24 protein-coding genes, 3 tRNA genes and 2 pseudogenes are annotated in these 26,570 nt (G+C 71.6%); 20 read left to right on the plus strand and 9 right to left on the minus strand.

Translation table 11 applies throughout. The annotated features are described in order from the left end of the window. The first annotated feature begins 153 nt into the window (after positions 1 to 153). From STRTU_RS24370 to STRTU_RS24380, 3 genes are all read left to right on the plus strand, one after another. Positions 154 to 534 (plus strand): hypothetical protein, encoded by a 381-nt coding sequence (locus STRTU_RS24370; protein ID WP_159746166.1) that lies wholly within the window; start codon positions 154 to 156, stop codon positions 532 to 534. Between the two features lie 221 nt (positions 535 to 755). Next, on the plus strand, positions 756 to 2,075 hold the full coding sequence (locus STRTU_RS24375; RefSeq protein ID WP_371873680.1) for a ferredoxin reductase family protein: 1,320 nt from the start codon (positions 756 to 758) through the stop codon (positions 2,073 to 2,075). Between the two features lie 164 nt (positions 2,076 to 2,239). Continuing rightward, a complete protein-coding gene (locus tag STRTU_RS24380; protein ID WP_159746168.1) occupies positions 2,240 to 2,524 on the plus strand; it encodes a hypothetical protein in 285 nt (94 codons plus the stop codon). Between the two features lie 44 nt (positions 2,525 to 2,568). On the opposite strand, the gene STRTU_RS24385 is transcribed toward STRTU_RS24380, so the two are convergent. Together STRTU_RS24385 and STRTU_RS24390 are read right to left on the minus strand one after the other, a co-directional pair. Beyond that, positions 2,569 to 3,474 (minus strand): aldo/keto reductase, encoded by a 906-nt coding sequence (locus STRTU_RS24385; RefSeq protein WP_159746170.1) that lies wholly within the window; start codon positions 3,472 to 3,474, stop codon positions 2,569 to 2,571. A gap of 159 nt (positions 3,475 to 3,633) precedes the next feature. Then, positions 3,634 to 3,957, minus strand: a complete 324-nt coding sequence (locus STRTU_RS24390; RefSeq protein WP_371873652.1) for a transposase — start codon at positions 3,955 to 3,957, stop codon at positions 3,634 to 3,636. A gap of 111 nt (positions 3,958 to 4,068) precedes the next feature. On the opposite strand from STRTU_RS24390, the gene STRTU_RS24395 reads away from it, so the two are divergent. Both STRTU_RS24395 and STRTU_RS24400 read left to right on the plus strand, forming a co-directional pair. Then, on the plus strand, positions 4,069 to 5,094 hold the full coding sequence (locus STRTU_RS24395) for a hypothetical protein (protein ID WP_246241147.1): 1,026 nt from the start codon (positions 4,069 to 4,071) through the stop codon (positions 5,092 to 5,094). Positions 5,095 to 5,202: 108 nt separating this feature from the next. Further along, entirely contained in the window at positions 5,203 to 5,991 is a 789-nt protein-coding gene (locus tag STRTU_RS24400) for a sulfite exporter TauE/SafE family protein (RefSeq protein ID WP_159746172.1), read from the plus strand. A gap of 78 nt (positions 5,992 to 6,069) precedes the next feature. On the opposite strand, the gene STRTU_RS24405 is transcribed toward STRTU_RS24400, so the two are convergent. Then, positions 6,070 to 6,948, minus strand: coding sequence for a class I SAM-dependent methyltransferase (locus tag STRTU_RS24405; protein ID WP_159746174.1), 879 nt, complete (start codon positions 6,946 to 6,948; stop codon positions 6,070 to 6,072). A 149-nt stretch (positions 6,949 to 7,097) separates the two neighbouring features. Next, a pseudogene (locus STRTU_RS24410) lies at positions 7,098 to 7,412 on the minus strand (cupin domain-containing protein); the annotation flags it as partial. Positions 7,413 to 7,783: 371 nt separating this feature from the next. Here STRTU_RS24410 and cutA point away from each other — a divergent pair. Then, positions 7,784 to 8,149, plus strand: a complete 366-nt coding sequence (cutA, locus tag STRTU_RS24415; RefSeq protein WP_174878918.1) for a divalent-cation tolerance protein CutA — start codon at positions 7,784 to 7,786, stop codon at positions 8,147 to 8,149. A gap of 1 nt (position 8,150) precedes the next feature. Then, positions 8,151 to 9,203 carry a trypsin-like serine peptidase gene (locus STRTU_RS24420; RefSeq protein WP_159746176.1) on the plus strand — a complete coding sequence of 351 codons (1,053 nt, stop codon included), beginning with the start codon at positions 8,151 to 8,153 and terminating at the stop codon, positions 9,201 to 9,203. 98 nt (positions 9,204 to 9,301) lie between these two features. Here the strand turns inward: STRTU_RS24420 and STRTU_RS24425 are convergent, their stop codons facing one another. Then, the gene (locus STRTU_RS24425) at positions 9,302 to 10,003 is read right to left on the minus strand and encodes a SanA/YdcF family protein (protein ID WP_174878919.1); all 702 of its coding nucleotides are present in this window, start codon (positions 10,001 to 10,003) and stop codon (positions 9,302 to 9,304) included. Between the two features lie 272 nt (positions 10,004 to 10,275). On the opposite strand from STRTU_RS24425, the gene STRTU_RS24430 reads away from it, so the two are divergent. The 8 genes from STRTU_RS24430 (at position 10,276) to STRTU_RS24465 (ending at position 20,368) form a co-directional block, all read left to right on the plus strand. Next, positions 10,276 to 10,716 (plus strand): gamma-glutamylcyclotransferase family protein, encoded by a 441-nt coding sequence (locus STRTU_RS24430; RefSeq protein WP_159746180.1) that lies wholly within the window; start codon positions 10,276 to 10,278, stop codon positions 10,714 to 10,716. 149 nt (positions 10,717 to 10,865) lie between these two features. Then, positions 10,866 to 11,891 carry an adenosine deaminase gene (locus tag STRTU_RS24435; RefSeq protein ID WP_159746182.1) on the plus strand — a complete coding sequence of 342 codons (1,026 nt, stop codon included), beginning with the start codon at positions 10,866 to 10,868 and terminating at the stop codon, positions 11,889 to 11,891. 155 nt (positions 11,892 to 12,046) lie between these two features. Continuing rightward, positions 12,047 to 12,997 (plus strand): sirohydrochlorin chelatase, encoded by a 951-nt coding sequence (locus STRTU_RS24440; RefSeq protein ID WP_159746184.1) that lies wholly within the window; start codon positions 12,047 to 12,049, stop codon positions 12,995 to 12,997. Further along, positions 12,994 to 14,307: a deoxyguanosinetriphosphate triphosphohydrolase gene (locus STRTU_RS24445; protein WP_159746186.1), complete on the plus strand. Its 1,314-nt coding sequence runs from the start codon at positions 12,994 to 12,996 to the stop codon at positions 14,305 to 14,307. Before STRTU_RS24440 ends, STRTU_RS24445 begins: the two co-directional genes overlap by 4 nt. Positions 14,308 to 14,688: 381 nt before the next feature. Then, positions 14,689 to 15,954, plus strand: a complete 1,266-nt coding sequence (locus tag STRTU_RS24450; protein ID WP_159746188.1) for an NAD(P)/FAD-dependent oxidoreductase — start codon at positions 14,689 to 14,691, stop codon at positions 15,952 to 15,954. Between the two features lie 9 nt (positions 15,955 to 15,963). After that, the gene (locus STRTU_RS24455; RefSeq protein ID WP_159746190.1) at positions 15,964 to 16,968 is read left to right on the plus strand and encodes a threo-3-hydroxy-L-aspartate ammonia-lyase; all 1,005 of its coding nucleotides are present in this window, start codon (positions 15,964 to 15,966) and stop codon (positions 16,966 to 16,968) included. 106 nt (positions 16,969 to 17,074) lie between these two features. Next, a complete protein-coding gene (dnaG, locus tag STRTU_RS24460; RefSeq protein ID WP_159746192.1) occupies positions 17,075 to 18,991 on the plus strand; it encodes a DNA primase in 1,917 nt (638 codons plus the stop codon). 153 nt (positions 18,992 to 19,144) lie between these two features. Then, a complete protein-coding gene (locus tag STRTU_RS24465) occupies positions 19,145 to 20,368 on the plus strand; it encodes an RNA polymerase sigma factor (RefSeq protein WP_159746194.1) in 1,224 nt (407 codons plus the stop codon). Positions 20,369 to 20,417: 49 nt separating this feature from the next. Here the strand turns inward: STRTU_RS24465 and STRTU_RS24470 are convergent, their stop codons facing one another. Together STRTU_RS24470 and STRTU_RS24475 are read right to left on the minus strand one after the other, a co-directional pair. After that, positions 20,418 to 21,899 carry an FGGY family carbohydrate kinase gene (locus STRTU_RS24470; RefSeq protein ID WP_167539198.1) on the minus strand — a complete coding sequence of 494 codons (1,482 nt, stop codon included), beginning with the start codon at positions 21,897 to 21,899 and terminating at the stop codon, positions 20,418 to 20,420. A 66-nt stretch (positions 21,900 to 21,965) separates the two neighbouring features. Continuing rightward, a complete protein-coding gene (locus STRTU_RS24475) occupies positions 21,966 to 22,265 on the minus strand; it encodes a YtxH domain-containing protein (protein ID WP_159746198.1) in 300 nt (99 codons plus the stop codon). A gap of 219 nt (positions 22,266 to 22,484) precedes the next feature. Between STRTU_RS24475 and STRTU_RS24480 the strand changes: the two genes are divergently transcribed. The 3 genes from STRTU_RS24480 to STRTU_RS24490 all read left to right on the plus strand — a co-directional run bounded on the left by STRTU_RS24480 (position 22,485) and on the right by STRTU_RS24490 (position 22,887). Continuing rightward, positions 22,485 to 22,557: transfer RNA gene (locus tag STRTU_RS24480), tRNA-Asn, on the plus strand. 5 nt (positions 22,558 to 22,562) lie between these two features. Further along, positions 22,563 to 22,635: transfer RNA gene (locus STRTU_RS24485), tRNA-Asn, on the plus strand. A gap of 178 nt (positions 22,636 to 22,813) precedes the next feature. Next, positions 22,814 to 22,887: transfer RNA gene (locus STRTU_RS24490), tRNA-Ile, on the plus strand. 113 nt (positions 22,888 to 23,000) lie between these two features. Here STRTU_RS24490 and STRTU_RS24495 read toward each other — a convergent pair. Further along, a pseudogene (locus STRTU_RS24495) lies at positions 23,001 to 23,276 on the minus strand (GNAT family N-acetyltransferase); the annotation flags it as partial. 181 nt (positions 23,277 to 23,457) lie between these two features. Here STRTU_RS24495 and STRTU_RS24500 point away from each other — a divergent pair. Beyond that, on the plus strand, positions 23,458 to 24,510 hold the full coding sequence (locus STRTU_RS24500) for a zinc-dependent alcohol dehydrogenase family protein (protein ID WP_269777386.1): 1,053 nt from the start codon (positions 23,458 to 23,460) through the stop codon (positions 24,508 to 24,510). 55 nt (positions 24,511 to 24,565) lie between these two features. After that, positions 24,566 to 25,531 carry a DUF5996 family protein gene (locus tag STRTU_RS24505; RefSeq protein ID WP_159746201.1) on the plus strand — a complete coding sequence of 322 codons (966 nt, stop codon included), beginning with the start codon at positions 24,566 to 24,568 and terminating at the stop codon, positions 25,529 to 25,531. Here STRTU_RS24505 and STRTU_RS24510 read toward each other — a convergent pair. Beyond that, a complete protein-coding gene (locus tag STRTU_RS24510) occupies positions 25,528 to 26,403 on the minus strand; it encodes a glycosyltransferase family 2 protein (protein ID WP_159746202.1) in 876 nt (291 codons plus the stop codon). The two genes, STRTU_RS24505 and STRTU_RS24510, sit on opposite strands and share 4 nt — an antisense overlap. Between the last annotated feature and the right edge of the window lie 167 nt (positions 26,404 to 26,570).

A 26,570-nucleotide genomic window follows, 5' to 3' on the forward strand; every position in this document is an offset into this window, starting at 1 on the left:
TGGGTGCGTGCCGGTAGCGCGGCAGGCCGCAGACTTGCGCACCGCCGCTTCAAGCGCCCCGATTCTATTGCCCGTTGCGTTGTTCCGGTGACCAATTGGCTACACCCGGTATTCGCCGGGTGGCCGCCGGCACGGAGTGACGGAGTGGATGACATGAGCGACAGGGGCGATAGGGGCGACACGGGTGACCTGGGGGACATCAACGCGCGGCTGCTGCCGTGGTCGAGTGTGGAGGGGAAGCCGTGCTTCGTCGTGGGCGACGGCAGCGGGTACGTGTCGCGCCTCGCCGATGAGATCGAGGCGGCGCAGCTCGGGCTGGCCGATGAGCGTATTGAGGAGGCGCAGCGGCTGTTGGAAGGGCGGAAGTGGAGCTCCGGGGAACTACAGCTGCTGACCGTTGAGTTGACCGAGGCGCTCGTCGAGGTGCGCCGGATCGCGGAGAGCCGTGGGGCGCGGTTGGCCGTACTCAGGGGCAGGGACGGCGGCGGCCCGCAGTTGTCGGCGGAGGCGTACGACGACACCCGTGGTTCTTAACCCTCGGTCAGCCGATCCTCAAGGCCGCCTTAAGGATCGGCGGGGAGAGCCTGACCTGCTGTTTCCGGGGTCCGGGCGGCCGTAGTTTCGACGCCGTGTCCGACCCGTATGCCGCGCAGCCTCCCGGCCCCGCCGACCCGCCCGCCACCCACCCGCTCTACTCCCGGCTCACTCCCCGGTACGCCCCGCCCCGGCCGGCCCACGCGCCGCGCAGGGCCCCGGTGGCCGCGCCTCCGCTGCGCCTCGCGCCGTCGGAGTTGCTGCGGGGGCTGGCCGGTGGTGCGCTGCTGGTCGTCGGACTGTGGCTGGTGCAGGCCGAGCCCTCGGTACGGCTCGATGCGCTGTTCGCCACCCTGGCCCACCTCTGCGGTCTGCTCGCGGGCTACGGAATCCTGGTGATGCTGCTGCTGATGGCCCGGGTCCCGGCCATCGAACACGGCGTCGGCGCCGACCGGCTCGCCCGCTGGCACGCCCTCGGCGGCCGCTATGTCCTTACCTTGTGCCTCGCCCACACCGTCTTCGCGCTCTGCGGCTACGCGGCCCACACCGGCACCGATGTCCGTGCCGCCGCCGTCGGCCTGATGGGCTACCCGGGCCTGGTCGCGGCCACCGTCGGTACCGCGCTGCTGGTCGGCGTCGGGGTCACCTCGGCCCGTACGGTCCGCCGCCGGGTACGCCATGAAACCTGGCGCGCCGTACATCTGCTGACCTACGTGGGCGCCGCCCTCGCCTTCGCCCACCAACTGTCCGGACCGGATCTGGCGGGCGGCGCGCTCGCCGCCTGGCTGTGGACACTGCTGCACACCACCGTCGGCACGCTGCTGGTCTGGTACCGCCTGGTCGTGCCGGTACGCCAGGCGCTGCGGCACAGCCTGTGGGTCACCGAGGTCCGGATCGAGGGGCCGGACGTGGTCTCCGTCGTCATGCAGGGCCTGGGGCTGGACGCACTGCGGGCCGAGCCGGGGCAGTTCTTCCGCTGGCGGTTCCTGGACCGGCGGTTGTGGCGGACGGCCCTGCCCTTCTCGCTCTCCGCACCCGTACGGGACGACACCCTCCGGATCACGGTGAAGGCGTGCGGCGACCACACCCGCCGGATTCGCCGGCTGCGGCCGGGCGTACGGGTGCTGGCCACCGGCCCGTTCGGCGCGATGACCGCACACCGGCGGACCCGCCGCAAGGTACTGCTGCTCGCCGGCGGCGTCGGTATCACCCCGATGCGCGCGCTCTTCGAGACCCTGCCGGGTGGGCCGGGCGACCTCACCCTTCTCTACCGGGCGGGCGCTGCCGACCAGTTGGTGCTGCGGGAGGAGCTGGAGGCGATCGCCGCCGCGCGCGGGGCGGCGCTGCACTACCTCCTCGGCCCGTCCGACGGCCCCTTCGACCCGCTGGCCCCCCGGGCCCTGCGCAACCTCGTCCCGGACCTGGCCGATCACGATGTCTATCTCTGCGGCCCGCCCGGCATGTCCAGGGCCGCGGCCGCCGCCCTGGAACGGGCCGGGGTGCCGGCCGCCCGCGTCCACTCCGAGGAGTTCACCTTCTGAGGACCTCGTGGGGCCCACCGGCCGAGCACCTTGGTGCGCCGGATCGCCCAGCCGTCCCGATCGCCCCGCCGCCCGCAATCACCGCACCGCCCACAGCCCCGCCGCCCCCGATCACCACAACGCCCACAGCCCCCCATCGCCCGACCCGCGAGGAAGTCACCACCATGGCCCGACATCGCAAACCGCCCGCCGTCCCGGCCGTCACCGTATGGGCCCGTCGTCAGCTCGCCGCCTGCCTGGTGGGAGCGAGCGCGCTCACCGCCACCCTGGTGTCCCGTACGGTCACCCCGGCCGCGCCGGTCTCACCGGACCGGACACCGGCCGGGTACAGCGTCCCCGAGCAACCGAGCGGCGGCTCCGTCACGCTGGTCGGCACGGCATCGGCACCGGTCAGCACGACGTCGACACCGATCGGCACGGCGTCGACATCGACTGGCACGGCACCCTGAAGACCGCAGCCGAGACCGCAGCAGAGCCCGGTTCCCCGCGCGCCCTACGCCAACGCGTCCAGCAGCGCCAAGTCCCCCTCCGTGAGGGCGATCCGTCCCGCCGCGAGGTTCTCGTCCAGATGGGCCGTGGAGCCCGTCCCCGGGGTGGGGAGCAGGACGGGGGAGCGGTGCAGCAACCAGGCCAGGGCGATCTGCCCGGTGGTCGCGCCGTGCCGGGCGGCAACCGCGCCGAGTGCGTCGCCGACGCGCGTGCCGCCCGCCTGCCCGCCGCCCGCCTGCCCGTCGCCCGCGCCTCCCGCCAGGGCCCCATTCCCCAGCGGAAACCACGGCAGAAACGCGATGCCCTCCTGCTCGCACAGCTCCAGCACGTCCTCGGCGGCGCGGTCCAGCACGTTGTAGCGGTTCTGTACCGAGGCGATGGGGGCGATCTCGCGGGCCCGGGTCAGCTCGGCCGCGTCGATGGAGTCCAGGCCGATGTGCCGGATCTTGCCCTCCCGTTGGAGGTCCAGCAGCGTGCCCAGCTGGTCGGCCATCGGCACGTCCGGGTCGAGCCGGTGCAGCTGGTAGAGGCCGAGGGTGTCGGTACGCAGACGGCGCAGGCTCGCTTCGCACATGGCGCGCAGGTCCGTCGGGCGGCCTGCGATATGCCAGCCGTCCGGGCCGGTACGGATCACACCGCCCTTCGTCGCGATCACCAGCCCCTCCGGGTAGGGGTGCAGGGCGCGGGCCACCAACTCCTCGGCCACGTCCGGGCCGTAGTTGTCGGCGGTGTCGATCAGCGTGACGCCGTGGTCGACGGCGCGGCGCAGCAGCGCGACGGAGCGGTGCGGATCGTCGTGCCGGGGTCCCCAGTAGCCGGGGCCGACGAGCCCGGCGGTTCCGAAGCCGAGCCGCCGGACCGGGAGATCCCCGCCGAGGGGGAATTCGGGCAATACCGTTGCAGCATCCATGAACCGTGAGTCTAAGAGGGTGTCTCACGTGGTGAGTTTCGCAAGCTTCTTGTAGCAGGTCAGGGCTGCCGCGAGGCCGAGGAGCGCGAGAAAGTGGTTGCCCTTTCGCTCGTATCGGACGGTGAGCCGGCGGTAGCCGAACAGCCAGGGATCGACCGCTCAATCTTCGCCGAGGTCCAGTCCAGCTCGCCCCGGGCTGCCGAGTTCGTCCAAGACTGCCCGGTGTAGTCGGCGCCACAACCCGGCCTCGGTCCACGCCGTGAACCGGCGGTGCGCTGCTGCCGGAGAGACGCCGAACGTCGGCGGAAGATGGCGCCAGGCGCAATCGCTGGTCAGTACGTACACCACCGCTGCGAACACCGCCCGCTCGTCCACCGGACTCGTACCCCCGCCCTGCGGGCGGGACGTGAACTTCGGCAGCAGCGGTGCCGACAACTCCCACAACCCGTCCGGCACAAGCCGACGGGACAGATCGACAACCACAGTGCGGCGTCATGCCGCATCAGCAACTCGTCACGTGAGACGTCCTCTTGGCCAGGAGGAATGTCCGGCCTTCTTACATTCCTCTCACAACTGTGCTGCACCGTGGGGTTCATGGCGACCAAACGAATTGCTGTCGGTGTCGGAATTCTCGTGGCGATGGGCCTGACGGGCGCGGCCGCGGTGGCCTCTGGGGCTCCCGCTCCGGTGTCCGGAAAGGCTTCCGCCGCAGCGCCCGGAAAGAAGGCGAAGAACTATCTTTACGCCTCCATCGGGGATTTCGACACAAATGTGATGCCGTTGATCGATCGTCCCGATGTCGCCGGCGTGCAGCTGGTGGTGCCGTGGAAGGCGCTGGAGCGGAAGAAGAATCAGTACGACTTCTCGGAGATCGACCGGGCGCTGAACGCTCTGCAGTCCCGCCACAAGAAGCTGTTCATCCAGGTCCAGGACCGGTTCTTCGCGCTGCCGGCGAGGCTCCCGGACTATCTGTTGAAGGATCCGGAGTACAAGGGAGGCGCGGCTCCGACAAAGAACGAGAACGGCCTCGGCCCCGGTGAGCCCGGGGCGGTCGCGGCGCAATGGAACCCGCAGGTGCGGGGCCGTTTCCAGCAGCTGCTGAAGGCGATGTCACAGCGGTTCGACGGTCGCCTCGCCGGGGTGAACCTGCCGGAAACCGCTACCGAGGTGGACACCAAGAAGGACCACACCGGCTACAGCGACGACGCCTACTTCAAGGCAGAACTCGACAACATGGCCTATGGCAAGAAGGTCTTCACCAAGACGCCGTTCATCCAGTACGTCAACTTCTGGCCCGGTGAATGGAACAACAGCCGCAAGTACATGAGCCGCACCTTCGAGTTCGCCAAGGCACACGGGATCGGCCTGGGAGGACCGGACATCCTGCCGGACCGCCCGGCGCAGATGGAGAACTCGTACCCCTTCTTCAAGAAGTACCGGGGGCAGCTCCCCATGGTGGCCATGGCCGTACAGGAACCCGACTTCCAGTACAAGAACCCCAAGACGAAGAAGCCGTACACCCGGCAGGAGTTCACCGACTTCGGCACGAACACCCTCGGAGCCGACGTCATCTTCTGGGCCACAAGCGCGCCCTGGCTCCACCAGCCGACGGCACGATAGAGCCCCCATCCCTCACGGCTGGGGAAGGCGCCTTGTCGCCTGAGGCCATGAGGTGACCTGACGCCCGTCGGCCAACCCTAAGGAGGCACCGGTTCATAAGATCAACCGGTGCCTCCTGACATATCGCTGTTCACCCTGACCCTGCTCTGCCTGGCCGCGCTCGCGGCGGGCTGGATCGACGCCGTGGTGGGCGGTGGCGGACTGCTGCTGCTCCCGGCTCTGCTCGTCGGTTTGCCGCACACCCCGGTCGCGTACGTACTGGGGACCAACAAATCCACCGCCATCGTGGGCACCACCGCGGCCGCGGTCACCTACGTCCGCAGGGCCCCGATCGATGTGCGGAACGCGCTGCGGATCGGCCTCGCGGCGGTGGCGGGTTCGCTGGGCGGGGCGTTCTTCGCGGCCGGTATCAACAGCGCGGTGCTGCGTCCGTTGATCATGGCCGTGTTGCTGGGGGTGCTGCTGTTCATCCTGTTCCGGCCGGCCTTCGGGACCGCGCCCGCCCCCTCGGGGCCGGTCTCCCGGCAGCGGATCGTGGCGGCCGTCCTCATCGCGGGTCTGGGGATCGGCTTCTACGACGGGCTGATCGGGCCCGGTACCGGTGCGTTCCTGGTCATCGCGCTCGCCGCCGTACTGCATATGGACCTGGTCAGCGCCTCCGCCACCGCCAAGGTCGTCAATGTGTGCACCAACATCGGCGCGCTGACGATGTTCGCGATCCAGGGCACCGTGCTGTGGCAACTCGGCGCGCTGCTGGCGCTGTTCAACTTCACCGGGGGCCTGGTCGGCGCCCGGATGGCCCTCAAGCGCGGGGCCGGATTCGTCCGCGGGGTGCTGGTGGTCGTGGTCGTCGCGCTGCTGTGCAAGCTGGCCTACGACCAGTGGCTGGCGGTCTGACAGGGGACGGGCGCGGGTGGCTCGGCGGTGACCGCCCCGGCCCGTTCGGCCGTCCGCCCTTGGGTGGTTCCCCGCCGCTCAGAACCGGCAGTGGTACATCCGCGCCATGTCCCGCACCGCGGGCAGCTTCACCGACATCCGGGCCGCCATCCGGTTGCCCGGCGGCAGTTTCTCGATTCCGGGGATCTCCAGGGCGCTGATGTTCTCGACGATCTCCAGCCTCGGGCTCAGCGCGGCGATCCCGGCGGTGTCCGTACCCCAGTGGAGCCTCGCACCGGCCTTCACCACGACGCGGTTCAGCCACTGGACGCGGATCGCGAACCGGCTGAAGGCGTCGAAGGCCAGCTCACCGCCCGGCACATGGTCCATCAGCCGCCGCAGCAGCGCCGTGCCGTCCGTCTCGGTCAGATACATCAGCAGCCCCTCGGCCACGATCATCGTCGGCCGGTCCCGGGGAATCCGCGCGACCCACGCCGGGTCGGTCACGGACGACGGGATGGTCGTATAGCCCGCGCGCTCCGGGTAGAGCTGCCGCCGCAGGTCGATGACCTCGGGGTAGTCGATGTCGAACCACTGCACCCCGGGGCCCGGGTCGAGACGGTGGACGCGGCTGTCGAGGCCGCAGCCCAGATGGATCACGGTCGCCTCCTCGTGCCGGGCGAGGAAGCGCGCGGTCCAGACGTCCAACTGCCGGGCGCGCAGCGCGACTCCGGCGGCGTTGCCGGGGCTCAGCCGCATCTTGCTGAAGTCGTAGTCGAGCCGCTGCACGGTCTCGGCGGCGGTGGTGTCGCCGAGGATTGGATCCGGTGCGCGGCTGTCGACCGCGCGGGCGTAGAGCGTGGCGAGGAGGGTCTCCTTCTCCTCGGTCAGATGCACCTTGGGGCGGGGGTGGGGATCCGGGTGGGGGTCTGGGTGGGGACGCGGGTTGGTGCGCGGGTTGGTGCGCGGACTGGTCATGGAGTCGAGAATACTCAAGATTCAGAAAAATGTGAAGACTCAGAATTCTGGAGCCGCAATCCTGGACTCGCCCTGCTGGGTCCCGCCGGATCCCGCGCTATCTCGGGTCCGTCCCCGCGAGCGCCGCTTGGGCGCGCCCCGGCCGGGATCTCCGTGACGGCGGTCAGCAGCACCGCCGAGTCCTCCAGGGCCAGCAGGCCGTGCCGCTCGCGCGGGGTCATGGCGACCTGACCGGTCATCAGTTCCTGGCCGCCACCGGCCCCGGTCAGCCGGACCCGCCCCCGCAGGACCTGCAGGCTCGCCGCCGGGGGCGCGTTGTGCTCGTCCAGCGCGGCGCCCGCGACCAGTGCGATCACGGTCTGCCGCAGCCGGTCGTCGTGCAGGAAGAGACGGGCACTGCGCCCGTGTGCGGAGGCCCTGGCCTCGTCGAGCTGCTGGCGGGCGAGCGCATCGAGATCGTCCATGATGCTGGCCTTTCGCGTACGGACCGGCGGCTGGGCTGCCCTTTCCATCGTTGCCGGTGCACGGGGGGACGCAACCGGGGAGCGCGGCGGCGGAACGTCGGGCCCGGCGGGCGGGGCGGGCTGCGTCCGGGTGCATACCGATGCGGGGCGTGCCCGTACGCGGGCCGGTCACTTACGGGATGATCATCCGGTCCGTACGATGCGAGGCGGTCCGTGGCGCCGGCCGAGCCCGCTCGGTCATGCCAGGGACCCGTGCCGTCCGTTGGCCGAGTCCGTGGCGGTCGGCACGGTCACCGTCCCCTCCGTTCCCACTCGTCCCTTCCTCCCCCCCCCACTTCCCTCCCGACCCCCACCGTGAAGGATGCGCACCCGTGGCCGACCCGACTGCCCAGAACGACCCGCCCGACCCCACCGGGCGGCAGTCCGGATTCCTGACCGTCATGACGACCACCGACAGCGAAACCAAGGCCAGGAAGCTGGCGCGCGGGGCGATCGAGGGCAGGCTTGCCGCCTGTGCGCAGATCAGTGCCCCGGTGACCTCGGTGTTCCGCTGGGACGACGCGGTCGAGGCCAGCCAGGAGTGGCAGGTGCTGTTCAAGACGGCCGAGGCGCGCTACGAGGAGCTGGCGGCCTATCTCCTCGACGCGCACGACTACGACACCCCAGAGATCATCGCCACCCCCATCACCCGTGGCGGCGCCGGCTATCTGTCCTGGGTCGCAGAGGAGACCAGCTGACATGGAGCGCGACAGCAGCAAACGCGGCACCACGAAGCGAGTTGGCCACGCGCGGCCCACTCGCAAGCGCTGGATCAAGGCGGCGACGGCCGTGGCCGGAGCGACGGTGTGCCTGGCCACCGCGACCGTCAGCTATGCCGTCAACGAGGACCGGAGTCCGGCACCGAGCGCCGACAAGCCCAGCCCCACCCCCGGCGCCGACTGGACCAGCCGGGAGGCCGCCGCCTACTGGACGGCCGACCGGATGGCGGCCGCCGCACCGGCCGACAGCGACACCCTGGCCAAGCCCGAGGCCCCGGCACCGTCCGCCTCCGCGCCGTCCGCCGCGACCCGTTCCGCCGCGCCTAAGGGCGCCGCCGCCGCCCGCGCGGCCCGTAACGCCCGGCACTTCAACGGCATTCCGTCCGTCGGTGTGCTGTTCTCCGTCGACGGGGACACCAAGGCGCACCACTGCACCGCCAGCGTCGTGCACAGCCCGCACGGCAACCTGATCCTCACCGCCGGGCACTGCAATCCGGGGACACGTGCCGCGTTTGTCCCGCAGTATCGTTCCGGCGCGACCACCCAGCCGCACGGGGTGTGGGCGATCGAGGACACCTTCGCCTACCCGAGCCGTGACACCAGCGGCGCCGGGGCGGACCTCGACTTCGCCTTCGCCACCGTCGCCCCCAGTGAGGACGGCGACACCCTCGAAGAGGTCACCGGCGGCAACACCCTCTCCCCGACGCCCGGTTACACCAACGACGTCACCGTCATCGGCTACCCGAACGTCCGGAACGACCCCGAGGACCGGGCCGTACGCTGCGCGACCCGCACCAGCCGGCTGACCGGCACCCATGAACTGCGCATGGAATGCGGCGGGTTCTACGGCGGCACCTCCGGCAGCCCCTGGCTGAGCGACTTCGACGAGGAGACCGAGACCGGCCGGCTCATCGGGGTGATCGGCGGCCTCAACGGCGGTGGCCCGAAGGGCCCGGACGCCGACCGGATCTCCTACAGCCCGTACTTCGGGACGAAGATCCTCAACCTGTACGCCCGCGCGGCCGAGAAGTGATCCATGGGGTGACGGAGGCGCGGGTGTAGCTCCTGGCCCGGTGAAGCCCCTGGCGGGGTGTAGCCCCTGGCCGGTGAAGCCCCTGGCCGGTGAAGCCCTTAAGGGGCGTCGGCCAGCGCCTCCGTCACTCCCTTCTCCTGCCGCCCGAGGAACTGCGGATCGGGCCGCAGGAGCGCGTCCGCCGCCGCCTTCCCGGCCGCGAAGATCTCCCGCACCCCGCCATACGCCCAGGTCACATCGCGGTTCGCGGCCACCGCGACGCCGTTGGAGTCGACCCCGGCCGCGCCGCACAGCGCCAGCGCGCGCCGGATATGAAAGCCCTGGCTGACCAGCACCGCCCGGTCCACGCCGAAGATCCGGTGGGCCCGGCTGCAGGAATCCCAGGTGTCGAAGCCCGCATAGTCCGTCACGATCCTGCGCGCCGGGACACCGTGCCGCAGCAGATAGCCGCGCATCGCGTCCGGCTCGTCGTAGTCCTGCCGGCTGTTGTCACCGGTGACCAGGACCGCGCGGACGGCGCCCCGGTCGTACAGCGCGGCCGCCGCGTCCAGCCGGTGGGCCAGGTACGGCGACGGCTTGCCGTCCCACAGGCCCGCGCCGAACACGATGGCCACTGGAGCGGCCGGGGCGTCCGCGACGCCATACACCCGCGGCCCGGCCGTCGCATTCATCCAGGTCGCGGGCGCCAGCACCAGCACCGTCGCGGCCACCACCACCTGGAACGCACGCCGCTGCCCCCGCCGACTCCGCGGCAGCCGCACCTGCCCTACTCGGCGCACCTGGCTTCGTATCCACCCCATCGGCCCCGGCCCCGGCCCTGACCCTGGTCCCGCCCCGCGCATGCTTGCCCCGTTCCCGTTCCCGACCCCAACCGCGCCCGCCCGCGATCGATCTCGCAGGCTGCGACGCTGGGGGTACGGGGGATGGTTGCAGCGTCGGCTGGGCATGGTGGTCGGCCGGGCATGGTGGTCGGCCGGGCACGGTGGCGGGCCGGGCATGGTGGCTGCCCGGCCCCGTAGCGGGCCTGGCATCGTGGCAGGGGAACACCCCGCCCGGAGAGGACCGCACCACCATGACCCGCGAGCCCGAGCGGCTGCCGTTCTTCGTCTACGGGACGCTGCGGCCCGGTGAGGCCAACTACGGCCCGACCCTGCGGGGCCGGACCGCGGCCGAGGAACCCGCCCATATCGAGGGCGCGTTGCTGTACGACGGGCCCGGGTACCCCTATGCGACGGCCGGGCCCGACGGGGCGGTGGTGCACGGTGCGCTGGTCCGGCCCCGTGACACCGACTATGACGCGGTGTGCGCGGTCCTGGACCGTCTGGAGGGCTACACGCCCGGCGACCCGCACAACCTCTACGAGCGGGTGGTCACCGAGGCCGTGTGCCCGGACGGCAGGACCGTACGGGCCTGGGTCTACCTGGCGGCCGGGCCGCTCGCCGCTCGGCTGAGGGCCACCGGCACCCCCATTGAGGGCGGCGACTGGCCCGCCTCGCGGGCGGCGGCGGGATGACCGGACTGACCACCCACTGACCGGCGCGTCCGATGAAGGGCGCCGCCGCGGCCCCGGCCCCCGCCCCCGCTAACCTGGACGACCCCTCCCGTACCGGGACCCCACCCGTACCGAGGGCCCTTTCCGTACCGCAGAACAGGTGTGACCGCGTGGCTTCCTCCCCGTCCTCCCCCTCCGCCGCAACCGCCCCCGAGCCGCTGCCCAAGGCGGAGCTGCATCTGCACATCGAGGGCACTCTGGAGCCCGAGCTGGCCTTCGCGCTCGCCGCGCGCAACGGCGTCGAGCTGCCGTACGCCACCGAGGACGAGCTGCGCCGGGCCTACTCCTTCGCCGATCTGCAGTCCTTCCTGAACCTCTACTACGCGCTGATGGCCGTGCTGCGCACCGAGGACGACTTCGCCGACCTCGCGCACGCCTATCTCGCCCGCGCCAAGCAGCAGGGCGTACGGCACGCCGAGATCTTCTTCGACCCGCAGGCGCACACCGCGCGCGGCGTCCCGATCGGCACCGTCATCGACGGCCTCGCCCGCGCGCTCGACAGCGCCGAGGAGACCTACGGCATCAGCACCCGCCTGATCATGTGCTTCCTGCGCGACGAGAGCGCCGAATCCGCGCTGACGACCTTCGAGGCGGCCCGCCCCTACTTCGACCGGATCACCGCCGTCGGCCTGGACTCGGCCGAGGTCGGGCACCCGCCGTCGAAGTTCAAGGAGGTCTTCGCGCTGGCGCGGGAGGCCGGCCTCAAGTGCGTGGCGCACGCGGGGGAGGAGGGTCCCCCGGCCTATGTGTGGGAGGCCCTGGACGTCCTCGGCGTGGACCGGATCGACCACGGTGTGCGCTCCCTGGAGGACGAGCGGCTGGTGGCCCGCCTGGTGGCGGACCAGGTGCCGCTCACCGTCTGCCCGCTGTCCAACGTCCGGCTGCGGGTCATCGACGACCTCGCCGACCACCCACTGCCCGCCATGCTGGACGCCGGGCTGCTGGTGACCGTCAACTCTGACGACCCGGCGTACTTCGGCGGCTACGTGGACGACAACTTCACCGCCGTACGCGATGCCCTCGGCCTGGACCGGGAGACGCTGCGCACCCTTGCCCGGAACTCTTTCCGGGCCTCCTTCCTGGACGAGGCGACCCGGGAGCGGTATCTGCGGGAGGTGGACGCGAACCAGGGGTAGGGCACCCCGGGGCGGCAGGGGAGTGGCAGCGGGGGAGTGCGGTGTTCCCCTGCCGTCCGGCCTGTCCCCGCCGCCCGGCCCCCTGGCAGCCCTATGGAACACGGAGTTCGCCGCAGGGAAACGCAGCGGCAACGCCCGGCTGCCACGCTCGGGTCATGACGGCGCCGATACCGCACCTGCCCTCCGCGTCCTATGCCCCGCTCGGCACGGGAGACCTCGCCGCCGAGATCACCGCCCAGCTCAGCAGCCGGCTCTGCCAGGTCCGGCTGCGCGGCTTCCGGCCCCCGGAGGCACCGGCTCCCGCCCGCGCCGCCCCCACCCTCGTCGCCGTCGCCCACGGCAGCCGCGACCCGCGCGCCCTGCCCACCGTCCGGGCGCTGCTCGACCGGGTCCGTGCGCTGCGCCCCGGTCTGGCCGTACGGCTTGGGCACATCGAGCTGAACCGGCCGCTGCTCACCGACACCCTCGCCGAGCTGCGCGGCACCGCCGTCCTCGTACCGCTGCTGTTCGGCCGCGGCCATCACGTCACCCATGACCTGCCCGCCGCCCTGGCGGCCGCACCGCAGCTCAGCGGCCGGATCGCCGCGCCCCTCGGGCCGCATCCGCTGCTCGCCGAGGCGCTGCACGGCCGGCTGCGGGAGGCCGGGTTCCCCGAGGCCCCGTCCCCGCGCACCGCCGTGGTCCTGGGCGCCGCCGGCTCCCGGGCCCCGCGGTCCGCCCAGGACACCGAGCGCACCGCCCAGCTGCTCTCGGCCCGGCTCGGCGGCACCCCGGTCCTGCCCGCCTACGCCTCCTCCGCCGCCCCGACCGTCGCCGACGCGGTCCGCACGCTGACCGCCCGCGGTCACGACCGGATCGCCGTCGCGGGCTGCTTCACCGCCCCCGGCCGTTTTGCCGCCCAGTGCGCGGCCGCCGCCCCCGGGCCGGCCGCCGAGCCCCTGGGCGACCACCCCGCACTGGCCCGTCTCGTACTGCACCGCTACGACCAGGCACTCCATAACGACCAGGTACTCCGCTACGACCAGGCGTTCCCCTACGGCCGGGCGCCCCTTGCGGGTACCGGATGCGACCCGGAGACCGCCGGGGCGGCTACCGTCGCGGTATGACGGGCACACCACCGACCATCCCCGGCTACACCGCGGCCGACCTCGAACGCTGGGTCCCCGAGCCCGACAAACGGCCGGGGCGCACCGCCTTCCAGCGCGACCGCGCCCGGGTGCTGCACTCCGCCGCGCTGCGTCGCCTGGCCGGTAAGACCCAGGTGGTCACCCCCGGCGCACTCACGCCCGCCTGGGACGCCAGCCCGCGTACCCGTCTGACCCACTCCCTGGAGTGCGCCCAGGTCGGCCGGGAACTCGGTGCCGCGCTCGGCTGTGACCCGGACCTGGTCGAGACCGCCTGTCTGGCGCACGATCTCGGCCACCCGCCCTTCGGGCACAACGGTGAGCAGACGCTCAACGAAGTGGCCGCGCCCTGCGGCGGCTTCGAGGGCAACGCTCAGTCGCTGCGGCTGCTGGCCCGTCTGGAGCCCAAGCGGTTCGTGCCCGCCGAAGACGGTTCGACGGTCAGCGTCGGGCTGAACCTCAGCCGCGCCGCCCTCGACGCGGCCACCAAGTACCCGTGGGCGCGCGGCGGGCACCCCACCGACCCCGCGTCCCCGAAGTTCGGGGTGTACGAGGACGACGCGCCCGTCTACGAGTGGTTCCGGCAGGGCGCCCCCGACGGAGCCCGGAGCTTCGAGGCGCAGGTCATGGACTGGTCCGACGATGTGGCGTACTCGGTGCACGACGTCGAGGACGGGCTGCACGCCGGACACCTCGACCCCAACCTCCTGCTCGCCGACGCCGAACGCGCCGAGATCTTCGCGGTGGCCGGTGAGCGCTATGCGCCCGGCGCCGGCCCCGAGGAGCTGGCCGCGGCGCTGGACCGCCTCCTGGAGCAGGAGTGGTGGCCGCACGGCTACGACGGCTCCGCGCTCGCCCAGGCCCGCCTCAAGGACGCCACCAGCCAGCTGATCGGCCGTTTCTGTCTCGCGGCCGAGGGCGCGACCCGGGCCCGGTGGGGGACCGGACGGCTCACCCGCTACGGAGCGGAGCTGATGGTTCCGGCCGAAACCCGGCTGGAATGCGCCGTTTTGAAAGCCGTCGCCGACCGGTACGTCATGCAGCGTCCCGACCAGGAGGCGCTCCGCGCCGACCAGCGCGTCGTCATCGCCGAACTGGCCGAGGCGTTGCTGGCCCGCGCCCCCGACGGCCTTGATCCGCAGTTCCGTTCACTGTTCGACACGGCGCCCGACGACACCGCGCGGATGCGTGCCGTCATCGACCAGATCGCGGCCCTGACCGACACTTCGGCCCGCTCGCTGCACGCCCGACTCACCCGGCGCCCCGGTCACGGCGGGGCGAACCGCGGGTGACCCTGGAGGGGAGCCCCTCTTCCCCCCTCACGCTCCGTGCGGGACGCTCGAACCCCACCGTTTTCGAACGGAGCACCCTGACAACAGCGAACAGCGAGCCCTGACGACGGCGAACAGCCAACCCTGACGACAGCGCACGGGCCCGATCGGCGACGACCGGGAACCCCGATCGCTGGCGGCCGGGATCCCTGATCGGCGGCGAACGGTAAACCCGATCGGCAGCGACCCAGAACCCTGATCCGCGACGACCGGGAACCCCGACGCCGCCCGGAGCATCAACGGGGGAGAGCACCGGGGTAACCGGGGATTACACCGGGGGGATATCGGGGGCGTTCACGGACGCGTAAGCGGACGTACGGCACCGCAACGAGGAGGAAGCAAGTGGTCGACGCACACCAGACGTTCGTCATCGTCGGGGGTGGCCTGGCCGGGGCAAAGGCCGCGGAGACGCTCCGCGCGGAGGGCTTCACCGGCCGGGTGATCCTGATCTGCGACGAGCGCGACCACCCCTACGAGCGCCCCCCGCTCTCCAAGGGGTACCTGCTCGGCAAGGAAGAGCGCGACAGCGTCTTCGTCCATGAACCCGCCTGGTACGCCCAGGCACATATCGAACTGCACCTGGGCCAGCCCGCCGTCCACCTGGACCCCGCCGCCAAAACCGTCCGCCTCGGCGACGGCACCCTCATCGTCTACGACAAGCTGCTGCTGGCCACCGGCGCCGAGCCGCGCCGCCTGGACATCCCCGGCACCGGCCTGGCCGGTGTGCACCACCTGCGCCGCCTCGCCCACGCCGAACGGCTGCGCGGCGTACTGGCCTCCCTCGGCCGCGACAACGGCCACCTCGTCATCGCGGGCGCCGGCTGGATCGGCCTGGAGGTCGCCGCCGCGGCCCGCTCCTACGGCGCCGAGGTCACCGTCGTGGAGGCCGCCCCCACCCCGCTGCACGGCATCCTGGGACCCGAACTCGGCGGCCTGTTCACCGATCTGCACCGCGAACACGGCGTCCGCTTCCACTTCGGCGCCCGCTTCACCGAGATCGTCGGCCAGGATGGCGTGGTGCTCGCCGTGCGCACCGACGACGGCGAGGAACACCCCGCCCACGACGTGCTCGCCGCGATCGGCGCCGCCCCGCGCACCGCACTCGCCGAACAGGCCGGACTGGACCTCGCCGACCGGGAGACCGGCGGCGGCATCGCGGTCGACGCGACGCTGCGCACCTCCGACCCGTACATCTACGCCGCAGGTGACGTCGCCGCCGCCGACCATCCCGTCCTGGACAGCCGCCTGCGCGTCGAACACTGGGCCAGCGCCCTCAACGGCGGCCCGGCCGCCGCGCGCGCCATGCTCGGCCAGGAGGTCAGCTACGACCGCATCCCGTACTTCTTCTCCGACCAGTACGACGTCGGCATGGAGTACTCCGGCTACGCCCCGCCCGGCTCGTACGAGCAGGTCGTCTGCCGCGGTGACGTCGCCAAGCGGGAGTTCATCGCCTTCTGGCTCGGCGCGGACGGCCGGCTGCTCGCGGGCATGAACGTCAACGTCTGGGACGTCGCCGAGCCCATCCAGCAACTCATCCGCTCCGGGGCGCCGTTGACGCCCGAGGCACTGGCCGATCCGGAGGTTCCGCTGGCCTCGCTGCTCGCGTAGCGTGCGCGTATGACGCAGAGCCCCAGCGGTCCCACCGGCCCCGGCAGCACCGGCGTCCCGGACGCCGTCACCCTCGACGACGTCCGGGACGCCGCCCGGCGGCTGGCGGGGGTGGCACACCGCACGCCCGTACTGCGCTCCCGCACCCTGGACGCCCTGGTCGGCGCCGAGGTCCACCTCAAGTGCGAGAACTTCCAGAGGGTCGGCGCCTTCAAGTTCCGCGGCGCCTACAACGCCCTCTCCCGGCTGTCCCCGGAACAGCTGGCCCGTGGAGTCGTCGCGTACTCCTCCGGCAACCACGCCCAGGCGGTCGCCCTGGCCGCCCGGGAGCTGGGCAGCCACGCCGTCATCGTGATGCCCGAGGACTCCCCGCAGTCCAAGACGGACGCCACCGCCGGATACGGCGCCGAGATCGTCCGCTACGACCGCTACACCGGCGACCGCGTCGCCCTCGGCCGTCAGCTCGCCGAGGAACGCGGCCTCGCGCTGATCCCGCCGTACGAGCATCCGCACATCATCGCAGGTCAGGGCACCGCCGCCCTGGAGCTGATCGAGGAGACCGGCCCGCTCGACGCGCTGCTGACGCCGGTCGGCGGTGGCGGGCTGATGGCCGGCTCGGCCACCGCCGCCACCGCCCTGGTCCCCGGCATCCGCATGATCGGCGTGGAGCCGGAGGCCGGCGACGACACCCTGCGCTCCCTGGCCGCCGGCCACCCCGTCACCATCCCCGTCCCGCACACCATCGCCGACGGCCAGGCCGTCGCCACCCCCGGCGAACTGACCTTCGCCATCAACCGGCGCCTCCTCGACTCGGTCGTCCTGGTCACCGACGACGAGATCCGCGCAGCCATGAAGTTCGCCTTCGAACGCCTCAAACTCGTCACGGAGCCCAGCGGCGCCAGCGCCCTGGCCGCCCTGCTCGCCGCCCGCGTCGCTCCACTGCCGCCTCGCATCGGCGTGATCATCTCTGGGGGGAATGTCGGGTTGGATCGGTTTTTGGAGCTGATGGGGTAGGGGGCGGGGGAGCCCGCGGTGTTCGCGGCAGCGGCAGCCCCCGCCCCCGGCCCCCCGCGCCCCCGCGTGACCCTGGCTGTCCGACCCCGGCCGTAGAATTCCCCCCGTGGCAGGCAGGATCAACGATGACGATGTGAAGGCGGTACGGGACGCGGTCCCGATCGACGCCGTCGTGTCCGAGTACCTCCAGCTCCGCAACGCCGGTGGCGGCAATCTCAAGGGCCTCTGCCCGTTCCACGACGAGAAGTCCCCGTCCTTCCACGTCAGCCCGGCCAAGGGGCTGTACCACTGCTTCGGCTGCCAGGAGGGCGGCGACACCGTCGACTTCATCATGAAGCTCGACCACCTCTCCTTCGCCGAGACCATCGAGCGCCTCGCCTCCCAGGCCGGGATCACCCTGCGCTATGAGGAGGGCGGCTACACCCCCGGCCGCCAGCAGGGCGAGCGCACCCGCCTGGTGGAGGCCCACAAGGCCGCCGCCCAGTACTACGCCGAGCAGCTCGACAGCCCCGAGGCCGAGATCGCCCGCAAGTTCCTCGCCGAGCGCGGCTTCGACCAGGCCGCCGCCCAGCATTTCGGCGTCGGCTACAGCCCGGCCGGCTGGGACCACCTCACCCGCTTCCTGCGCGGCCGCCGCTTCAGCGACCAGGAGCTGATCCTCGCCGGGCTCTCCCAGGAGGGCCGCCGCGGCCCCATCGACCGCTTCCGCGGCCGTCTGATGTGGCCGATCCGCGATATCGCCGGCGAGGTCGTCGGCTTCGGCGCCCGCAAGCTCCGCGACGACGACAACGGCCCCAAGTACCTCAACACCCCCGAGACCCCCATCTACCGCAAGTCCCATGTCCTCTACGGCATCGACCTCGCCAAGAAGGAGATCGCCAAGACCAACCGCGCGGTCGTGGTCGAGGGCTACACGGACGTGATGGCCTGCCATCTGGCCGGGGTCACCACCGCCATCGCCACCAGCGGTACGGCCTTCGGCGAGGGCCACATCAAGATCCTCCGCCGCCTCCTGATGGACAACGCCGGCTCCGAGGTCGTCTTCACCTTTGACGGCGACGCCGCAGGCCAGAAGGCCGCCCTGCGCGCCTTCGAGGACGACCAGAAGTTCGCCGCCGAGACCTCCATCGCCATCACCCCGGGCGGTATGGACCCGTGCGATCTACGGCTCGCCAAGGGCGATCAGGCCGTCGCCGATCTCGTCGAGTCCCGGACCCCGCTCTTCGAGTTCGCGCTGCGCCATGTCGTCTCCCGGCACAACCTCGACACCACCGTCGGCCGCGCCGCCGCCCTCGACGAGGCCGCCCCCATCGTCGCGCACATCAAGAACAGCTCCATCCAGCACGAGTCCGCCGTCCAGCTCGCCGGCATGCTCGGCATCCTGGACACCCAGTTCGTGGTGAAGCGCGTCTCCCAGCTCGCCCGCTGGGCCCGTGAACGCGGCCGTGACGGCGGCCCCGACCAGGGCCGTCAGCAGCGCCGCGGCCAGGCTCCGGCGCCCGCGGAGGCCCGCCCGGCGCCCGGCCCGCGCGGCCCCGCGCTCAACCTCCGCAGCCCCGCCCATCGCGTCGAGCGGGAGCTCCTCAAGCTGGCCCTGCAGCGCCCCGACCTGGTCTCCCCGGCCTTCGACGCCTACGGTGCCGACGAGTTCACCGCCCCGCCCTACGCCGTGGTCCGCCAGTGCATCGAGGACGCCGGCGGGGCCGCGGCCGGCGCCGCCGACCAGGGCTTCATCCCGCGGGTCCGGGAGGCGGCCCCCGACGACACCGTCCGCGCCATGGTCACCGAACTCGCCGTCGAACCGCTGCACACCCGCCGCGACCCCGACGAGGCGTACGCCGGTGTCCAGTTGGTGGCCGTCCGCCTCGCCGCCGTCAATCACCGCGTCACCGAGATCCGCGGCACCCTCCAGCGCCTCGGCCCGCGCGCCGACCCCGACCACCTCGCGGCCGTCCAGAACGAACTGTGGGTCCTCCAGCAGTACGGCCAGTCCCTGCGCGAACGCGGATACGCAGCCCTCTAGCCCGCCGGGACCCGCCCCGTTCCGGCCGGGGGACCCGCCTCGCCCCCGCCCTCCCGTAACACCCCGGGGTAGCCGTCCGGTCACGGACCGGACTCAAAAAGTGCTCGCACGCCCCTCGTGGCGGGCGTGTGTCGTACTCCACACTGAGAAGCGGTGCCTGAGTCCTCGGTGCGCGGCGGGCCCGGTCGCACCGCACCGGAATCCCCCGCGGAACCGCTCATGACGTACGGGACGGACGGCGGCTCGGCCGCATCCGCGCCCGACCTTTCTGCCGCTTCAGCAGCGATCACCCTGGAGGTCGCCCCCGTGCAGACCCAGACCCTCGCCGACGCGCCGGCCGCCACGGAACCCGATACGGAGCCCGGCGCGGAGCCGCTCACCGTGCCGCAGCAGGCCGAACCACCCGCCGCCGAGATGATCGTCGAGGAGATCACCCCGGAGCCGGCACCGCGCCCCGAGGCGGCCGGCCCGTCCTCCGACCTCTTCCGCCAGTACCTCCGCGAGATCGGCCGGATCCCGCTGCTCACCGCCGCCGAGGAAGTGGAACTCGCCCGCCGGGTCGAGGCCGGTCTCTTCGCCGAGGAGAAGCTCACCCATGCCCCCGACATCTCCTCCCAACTCGCCTTCGATCTCGACAAGTTGGTGGTCCTGGGCCGGATGGCTAAGCGCCGCCTGATCGAGGCCAATCTGCGTCTGGTGGTCTCCGTCGCCAAACGCTACGTCGGCCGCGGGCTGACCATGCTCGACCTCGTCCAGGAGGGCAACCTCGGACTGATCCGTGCCGTCGAGAAGTTCGACTACGCCCGCGGCTACAAGTTCTCCACCTACGCCACCTGGTGGATCCGCCAGGCGATGTCCCGCGCCCTCGCCGACCAGGCCCGCACCATCCGCGTCCCGGTGCATGTCGTCGAGCTGATCAACCGCGTGGTGCGGGTCCAGCGCCGGATGCTCCAGGAGCGCGGCTACGAACCGACACCCGAGGAGGTCGCCGCCCACCTCGATCTGACCGGGCAACGCGTCAGCGAGGTGCTGCGGCTGGCCCAGGAGCCGGTCTCGCTGCACGCCCCCGTCGGCGAGGAGGAGGACGTCGCCCTCGGCGATCTCATCGAGGACGGCGACGCCGCCTCACCCGTCGAATCCGCCGCGTTCCTGCTGCTCCGCGAGCATCTCGACGCGGTGCTGTCCACCCTCGGCGAGCGCGAACGCAAGGTCGTCCAGCTCCGCTACGGCCTCGCCGACGGCCGCCCCCGCACCCTGGAGGAGATCGGCCGGATCTTCGGCGTCACCCGCGAACGGATACGGCAGATCGAGTCCAAAACCCTCAACAAGCTCCGCGATCACGCCTTCGCCGACCAGCTCCGCGGCTACCTCGACTGAGCCCGCCGGGCCCGGCCCATACGCCTGGCACCCCCGCCCACCCGGTACGTCACCCCTCCCGCTGCAACGCCCCCGGATAGCTCTCATCGCGCACCGCCGCGTACTGCTGGCGCACGGCCTGGCCGACCGCCAGCTCCTCACCCGGCTCGAAGATCTGGCTCGCGGCGGCCGGCCACTGCGGGGGATCGACCCAGGCGGACCCGCCGCCCGCTCCGGACTCCGCACCGCCGGCCGGGCCGAGCGTGCCGTGTGCCACTCCCCACGCCCAGGCCGCCTGCCGGGCCGCGCCCAGCGCCGCGTACTCCGCCGGCTGCGGCACCACGACCGGCACCCCGAACAGCGCCGGCGCCACCGCCTGCACCGCGAACAGCTCCGCCGCCGCGCCCAGCAGGAACACCCGGCGCACCGCCATGCCCCGCCCGCGCAGCACATCCAGCGCGTCCGCGAGCCCGCAGAGCATGCCCTCCACGGCCGCCCGCGCCAGATGCTCCGGCTTCATGCTGTCCCGCCGCATCCCGTGCAACGACCCCGCGGTATGCGGCAGATGCGGGGTCCGCTCGCCCTCCAGATAGGGCAGCAGCACCATGCCGTACGCACCGGGCGAGGAGTTCATCGCCAGCTCGGACAGGCCCGCGAGATCCGTCCCCAGCATCTCCGCGGCACCGCGCAGCACCCGTACCGCGTTGCTGGTGTGCACCACCGGCAGATACCGCCCGGTCGCGTCCGCGAACGTGGTGATCGTGCCGCTCGGGTCCACCAGGGCCTCGTGATGAATCCCGAACACCGACCCCGAGGCGCCCAGCGAGATCACCGCGTCGCCCTCCCCGACGCCGAGCCCGAAGGCGGCGGCCATCGTCTCGCCCGTACCGGCCGAGATCAGCAACCCTTCCGGGGTGAAGCCCGCCGTCCCCGACGGGCTCAGCAGCTCCGGCAGCCGCACCTGATGGCCCAGCGCCAGCTCCACCAGGTCCGGCCGGTACGACTCGGTCGCCGCCGACCAGAAACCCGTCGCCGAGGCCCCGCCCCGGTCCGTCGTCCGCCGCGCGGGCCGCCCCAGCAGCTGCCACGCCAGCCAGTCGTGCGGCTGCATGACCTCCGCGATCCGCGCCGCGTGCGCCGGCTCCGTACGCGCCAGCCAGCGCAGCTTGGTCACCGCATGGGTCGCCTGCGGCACCGCTCCGACGGCCTGCGCCCACGCGGTACGCCCGCCGAGCGAGTCGATCAGATCCGCCGCCGCACTCTGCGCCCGCTTGTCATTGCCGACCAGGGCGGGCCGTACGAGATTGCCCTCGACGTCCAGCGGCAGCAGCCCGTGCGGCTGCGCGGCGACGCCGATGGCCTGCACCCCTTCGAGCAGCCCGCCGCCCGCCGCCTCACCGAGCGAGATCAGCCACGCCTGTGGATCGACCTCATGCCCCTTTTCGACGGGGTGCGGCGCATACCCCTGCCTGACGACGGCACCCGTGTCCGCATCGCAGACGACGATGCGCGTGCTCTCGGACGAACTGTCCAATCCGGCGACTATCCCCATGGCCCCAGATGATGCCCCATACGACGCATAGGGACAGCCTCAGGGTTTACCCGGGAGGGTCCCGCCTCAGGTATTGCTGGTGCCCCAGTCGTCCTCGTCGGAATCGCGCTGCTCGCGCAGCGAGCGGACCCGGTCGGTGACGGAGGCCGGCAGCCGGTCCCCGACCTTGGCCGATACCGTCCCGAACGCCTTCGACGCCGCCTCGCGCCCGGTCAGCGCGGCCGACTCGGCGGTGTTCCGGACCGCGGGGTTCTGGGAGACCCGCTGGGCGGCCTTGCGCAGCTGCTCGTACCGTTCCCGGCCGGCCCGTGAGCCGAGCACATACCCCGTGGCCAGTCCCGCGATGAACGTGAGCCGGTAGCGCATCGCTCCACCTTTCCTCTCATCGGTCCCGTCCGGTGCCGGTACGCACCGGAGTGCCGGGCTGTGCCGCGCGCCTACCCTCCGGGGCCGGAGATCACCCGAGGTGACCTGAGGCGATACCGATTGGCGGAGCACCCCCCTGCTTGCGCTAATGTATGTGTCGCAGCGAGCGCGCGCCGTCCGGAAGACCGGGCAGCGGTGCATTCGAGGCACACAGAGCAATCCCCTGTAGCTCAATTGGCAGAGCAGCCGGCTGTTAACCGGCAGGTTACTGGTTCGAGTCCAGTCGGGGGAGCTCGGTCCCCTGTAGCTCAATTGGCAGAGCATTCGGCTGTTAACCGGAGGGTTACTGGTTCGAGTCCAGTCGGGGGAGCAGAGAGAAGAGGACCCCGCGAGGGGTCCTTTTTCTTGTGCGCGGGAACCGAACGACCCGTGATCGAAGTCCTCTTGGGCGTGCGAGGTCGCCCGACGGCAGCCCACACGGGCAGCAGATCGTATGAGCGGCTATGCTGCGGCAGACGGCGCGCACAAATGTGCGCGACGCGCCGTGGGGGGCGGTAGCTCAGCCGGTTAGAGCAGCGGACTCATAATCCGTCGGCCGTGGGTTCGAGTCCCACCCGCCCCACCGCACGGCATCCAGGTGACCTGCGGGGACCTCCCTCCGGGGAGGCCCCCGCAGAGCCGGACCGCCACACGACACAGGCTTGAACTCCCAGCCCCTGTCGAAGCGGCCAACCTTCATCCTGCCTCGGTCCGGGCCCGACCCCGCGTGACCGAGGACCACATGCCGAACCACTGCTCGGCGCCGTAGGCCTGAAACCGCTCTACCTCGATGAAGCCCAGCCTCGCCGCGAGGCGCATCGAGGGGACGTTGGCGGTCTGGGCGGCGAGCACCACTGGTTCGCCGGGAAGCGCGTCGGCGAACCAGTCGCGTGGCGCTGCGCACGCCTCGGCGGCGTATCCGTATCCCCACGCCTCCGGCAGGAACAGGTAGCCCAGCTCGGCCTCCCCCGCAGCCGCCGGAGGCTGGATTGCAGAGCCTGTCAGGGGCGCTTAGCGTGATGTTGGGGGCGCCAGGGGCTCCAGGGGCTCGCGGGTGTGGTGCGGGGGCGGAGTCAGGAGGGCCTGCGCCCGGTACGGAGCGCAGCAGGCCGCTCGCCGAGTTTGTCGGGCGCTGAGAGACGGAAGGTCGCTCATGCCACAATCCATGCGCGCGCTCGTAGCCGGAAAGGTTGGCGAGCCGGCCGATGTCCTGCGGCTGGAATCCCGTCCTGTTCCCACGCCGGAAGCCGGTCAGGCGTTGATCCGTGTGAAGGCGACTCCGATTCACGCCAGTGATCTGCACGTGCTCCGTGGCCGCTACGGATTCTCTCCCGAATTTCCCGCTGTCGGGGGTCACATGGAATGCGTGGGCCGTATTGAGGCCCTGGGGCCGGATACCGAGGGGCTGAAGGTCGGCGAGCGTGTGGTGGCCGTTGCCGTTCCGGCGGTACCCGGGCCGCAGGTGGCCGGTACGTGGCAGCAATATCGTGTCGCCGATACGCGAAGGCTGCTTCCGGTCCCCGATCATCTGAGCGACTCCAGCGCCTGCCAGCTCGCCGTCAACCCGTTGACCGCGCTGCTTTTGGTGACTCGCGAACTCGACGTACAGCCGGGTGAATGGGTGTTGCAGACGGCCGCGGGCTCCACTGTCGGCCGGCTCGTCATTCAGCTGGCCAGGCATCTGGGTATGCGCACGATCAATGTCGTGCGGCGGCGCTCTGCCGTTGAGGAGATCAAAGCGTTGGGTGGGGACGAGGTCATTTGCACTGAGGACGAGGATTTGGTGCAGCGTGTGGCCGAGATCGCAGGGTCCGCCGGTGTGCGTAAGGCCACCGATTGTGTCGCGGGCGAGGTGGGTGCCCAGGTATCCCAGGCATTGGCTCCGGGAGGGGTGGTCGTGGTCTACGGCGCGCTCTCCACCCATCGGCAGACCGACCCGGCAGCGCTGACGATTCCGCTGCAGGCACGCTCGGTCATCTACGAGACCAAAGCGGTCCGTGGCTTCTGGCTGAACCGCTGGTTCGGCACCGTCTCACCTGCGGATGCGCTGCGTGCGCTGTCCGAGGTGCGCGGTCTCGTCGCTGATGAAGTGCTGAGCATTCCCCGGGGCGAGCCGTTCCCGCTCGAACGCTTCGCTGAGGCCGTCGCGTTCGCCGAAGCACCCGCGCACGGCGCCAAGCCGCTCTTTGTGTTCGAGGACGGCTGAGACGAAGGCGACAGGTAGAGGTCGTGTTCCTTTGCACGCTGGGAAGGTGAGGGCGATGGAGTTGTTTCCGGCGATTCCTTATGAGGAGTGGCGGGACAGTAAAGAGACGGTCCATCGGTTTGCGCAGGTGGTGGGGAAGGTGCGGCTGGCTGCCAGTGCGCGGCGTAATCACTGGTGGAATGTGCCGTTTCATCTGACGGGGCGGGGCATCACCACTCGGCCGATGGGGCAGCTGGATGGGAACCCGCTCTTTGCGATCGACTTCGATTTCGTGGGACATCAGCTGGTCGTGTCGGTGCTGGACGGCCGGGTGGTGTCCTTTCCGTTGGCCGGGCGGTCGGTGGCGGGTTTTTACGAGAGCCTGATGGGGGCGCTGGACGGGCTGGGGATCCGGGTGCGGCTTGCTATTCCGAGGCCGTTTGATCTGCCCGATGCGGGGCGGCCGTTCGCTGAGGACACCGAGCATTCGGCGTACGATCCGCAGTACGTCAATCGCTACTGGCGGGTGCTCAGCCAGGTGGCGGCGGTGCTGGAGGAATTCGCCGCGGGGTATTCGGGGAAGGTCAGTCCGGTGCATCACTTCTGGCATACCTTCGATATCGCGCACACCCGGTTCTCCGACCGGCATATCGATCAGCCCGGTCGGGTCGACTCGGTGACCCGGGAGGCGTACTCCCGGGAGGTCATCAGTTTCGGGTTCTGGTTCGGTGATGACACTTTCCGTGCGCCGGCGTTCTACTCCTATACCGCCCCTGAGCCCGCGGGGCTGGCCGAGGAGCCGTTGGAGCCCGCGGCGGCGCGGTGGGCCGATCGCGGGGCCAGCCACTTGGCGCTGCTGCCGTACGACGAGGTCCGCGCCGCGGCGGATCCCCGTGCGGCGGTGCTCGGCTTCTATGAGAGCGCGTATCAGGCCGGTGCCCGGCGTGCCGGGTGGGACAGGGAACGGCTCGCCTCTCCGGGCGGGGTGACGGACCCGTATCTGCTAGCTGGGCGGCGGGTCCCTCGGGTGATGTTCCGTTAGATGACCGGCGGGCGGCCCAGTCGGGTCATCCGCCACACCGTGCGCCAGCGCAGCGGACGGCGGCGGCCGCAGGGGGTGCGTACTCCCTCGGCGAAACCGGCGGCCCAGGCGCGCAGGCCCGCTGCCGAGGGGCTGCGGACGGCCGTCAGTACGGCCCAGACGCCGAGGTAGAGCGGAACCAGGACCGCGGGGAGGTGCCGCCTGGCCAGCCAGACGCGGTTTCTGGCGACCATGCGGTGGTAGACGGCGTGCCGGGTGGGTGAGGTGTACGGGTGCTGGAGCACGAGCTCCGGGGCGTAGCGGATGTGCCAGCCGTCGTCCAGGGCCCGCCAGGCCAGGTCGGTCTCCTCGTGGGCGTAGAAGAAGTCGTCGGGCCAGCCGCCGATCCGGTCCAGCATCGGTACGGAGAGGGAGTGCCCGCCGCCCAGGAAGGTGGTGACCGGACCGCCGCGTGCCGGGTCGCCGGCCCGCAGGCGGGGGACATGGCGGCGCTGGGTGCGGCCCCGTTCGTCGGCGATGCGGAAGCTCACGATCCCCAACTGCGGGTCGCGTGTGTGCAGTTCCGCCAGCCGGCTGAAGACGTCCGGGCTGATCAGCAGGCCGTCGTCGTCCAGGTCGACCACCAGGTCGACATCCCCGAGCTTGCGCAGCTCGTCCAGGGCGACATTGCGGCCACCGGAGACTCCCAGGTTCTCGCTCAGCTCGACGCCGACGGCGCCGTGCGGCAGCGCGGGGAGCGGGGAACCGTTTCCGATGACCACGATGTGGGCCGGCTGGAGGTCCTGCTTGGCGACCGAGTCCAGCAGCGCCCGCAGCGCGGCGGGACGGTTCCCCATGGTCAAGATGGCGACGCCTACGCGCAAATGACGCACAGAAGTTTGCTCCGTTCTTGGCGGTCTTGTCGGGATGCTAGCCGCCGGGTGCGGCGACCGCGTGCCACGGCGCCTCCCGGGCGACATCCGGCCGCTGAACGCTGGGGAACGTCCGGCGGGGCGGCCCGCCGGACGCGGTGGCCGGGCGCCCGGTCGCGGCGCACCAT

This window comes from Streptomyces tubercidicus (genome assembly GCF_027497495.1).
Taxonomy (GTDB): Bacteria; Actinomycetota; Actinomycetes; order Streptomycetales; family Streptomycetaceae; genus Streptomyces; species Streptomyces tubercidicus.

What these genes read in the sequence shown, in the direction of transcription:
- STRTU_RS24500 (WP_269777386.1), top strand. Translation starts at nt 23,458, where the DNA reads ATGCCACAATCCATGCGCGCGCTCGTAGCCGGAAAGGTTGGCGAGCCG.
- STRTU_RS24425 (WP_174878919.1), bottom strand. Translation starts at nt 10,003, where the DNA reads ATGGGGTGGATACGAAGCCAGGTGCGCCGAGTAGGGCAGGTGCGGCTG.
- STRTU_RS24455 (WP_159746190.1), top strand. Translation starts at nt 15,964, where the DNA reads ATGACGCAGAGCCCCAGCGGTCCCACCGGCCCCGGCAGCACCGGCGTC.
- STRTU_RS24420 (WP_159746176.1), top strand. Translation starts at nt 8,151, where the DNA reads ATGGAGCGCGACAGCAGCAAACGCGGCACCACGAAGCGAGTTGGCCAC.
- STRTU_RS24440 (WP_159746184.1), top strand. Translation starts at nt 12,047, where the DNA reads ATGACGGCGCCGATACCGCACCTGCCCTCCGCGTCCTATGCCCCGCTC.
- STRTU_RS24430 (WP_159746180.1), top strand. Translation starts at nt 10,276, where the DNA reads ATGACCCGCGAGCCCGAGCGGCTGCCGTTCTTCGTCTACGGGACGCTG.
- STRTU_RS24445 (WP_159746186.1), top strand. Translation starts at nt 12,994, where the DNA reads ATGACGGGCACACCACCGACCATCCCCGGCTACACCGCGGCCGACCTC.
- STRTU_RS24380 (WP_159746168.1), top strand. Translation starts at nt 2,240, where the DNA reads ATGGCCCGACATCGCAAACCGCCCGCCGTCCCGGCCGTCACCGTATGG.
- STRTU_RS24505 (WP_159746201.1), top strand. Translation starts at nt 24,566, where the DNA reads ATGGAGTTGTTTCCGGCGATTCCTTATGAGGAGTGGCGGGACAGTAAA.
- STRTU_RS24405 (WP_159746174.1), bottom strand. Translation starts at nt 6,948, where the DNA reads ATGACCAGTCCGCGCACCAACCCGCGCACCAACCCGCGTCCCCACCCA.
- STRTU_RS24470 (WP_167539198.1), bottom strand. Translation starts at nt 21,899, where the DNA reads ATGGGGATAGTCGCCGGATTGGACAGTTCGTCCGAGAGCACGCGCATC.
- STRTU_RS24475 (WP_159746198.1), bottom strand. Translation starts at nt 22,265, where the DNA reads ATGCGCTACCGGCTCACGTTCATCGCGGGACTGGCCACGGGGTATGTG.
- STRTU_RS24370 (WP_159746166.1), top strand. Translation starts at nt 154, where the DNA reads ATGAGCGACAGGGGCGATAGGGGCGACACGGGTGACCTGGGGGACATC.
- STRTU_RS24395 (WP_246241147.1), top strand. Translation starts at nt 4,069, where the DNA reads ATGGCGACCAAACGAATTGCTGTCGGTGTCGGAATTCTCGTGGCGATG.
- STRTU_RS24385 (WP_159746170.1), bottom strand. Translation starts at nt 3,474, where the DNA reads ATGGATGCTGCAACGGTATTGCCCGAATTCCCCCTCGGCGGGGATCTC.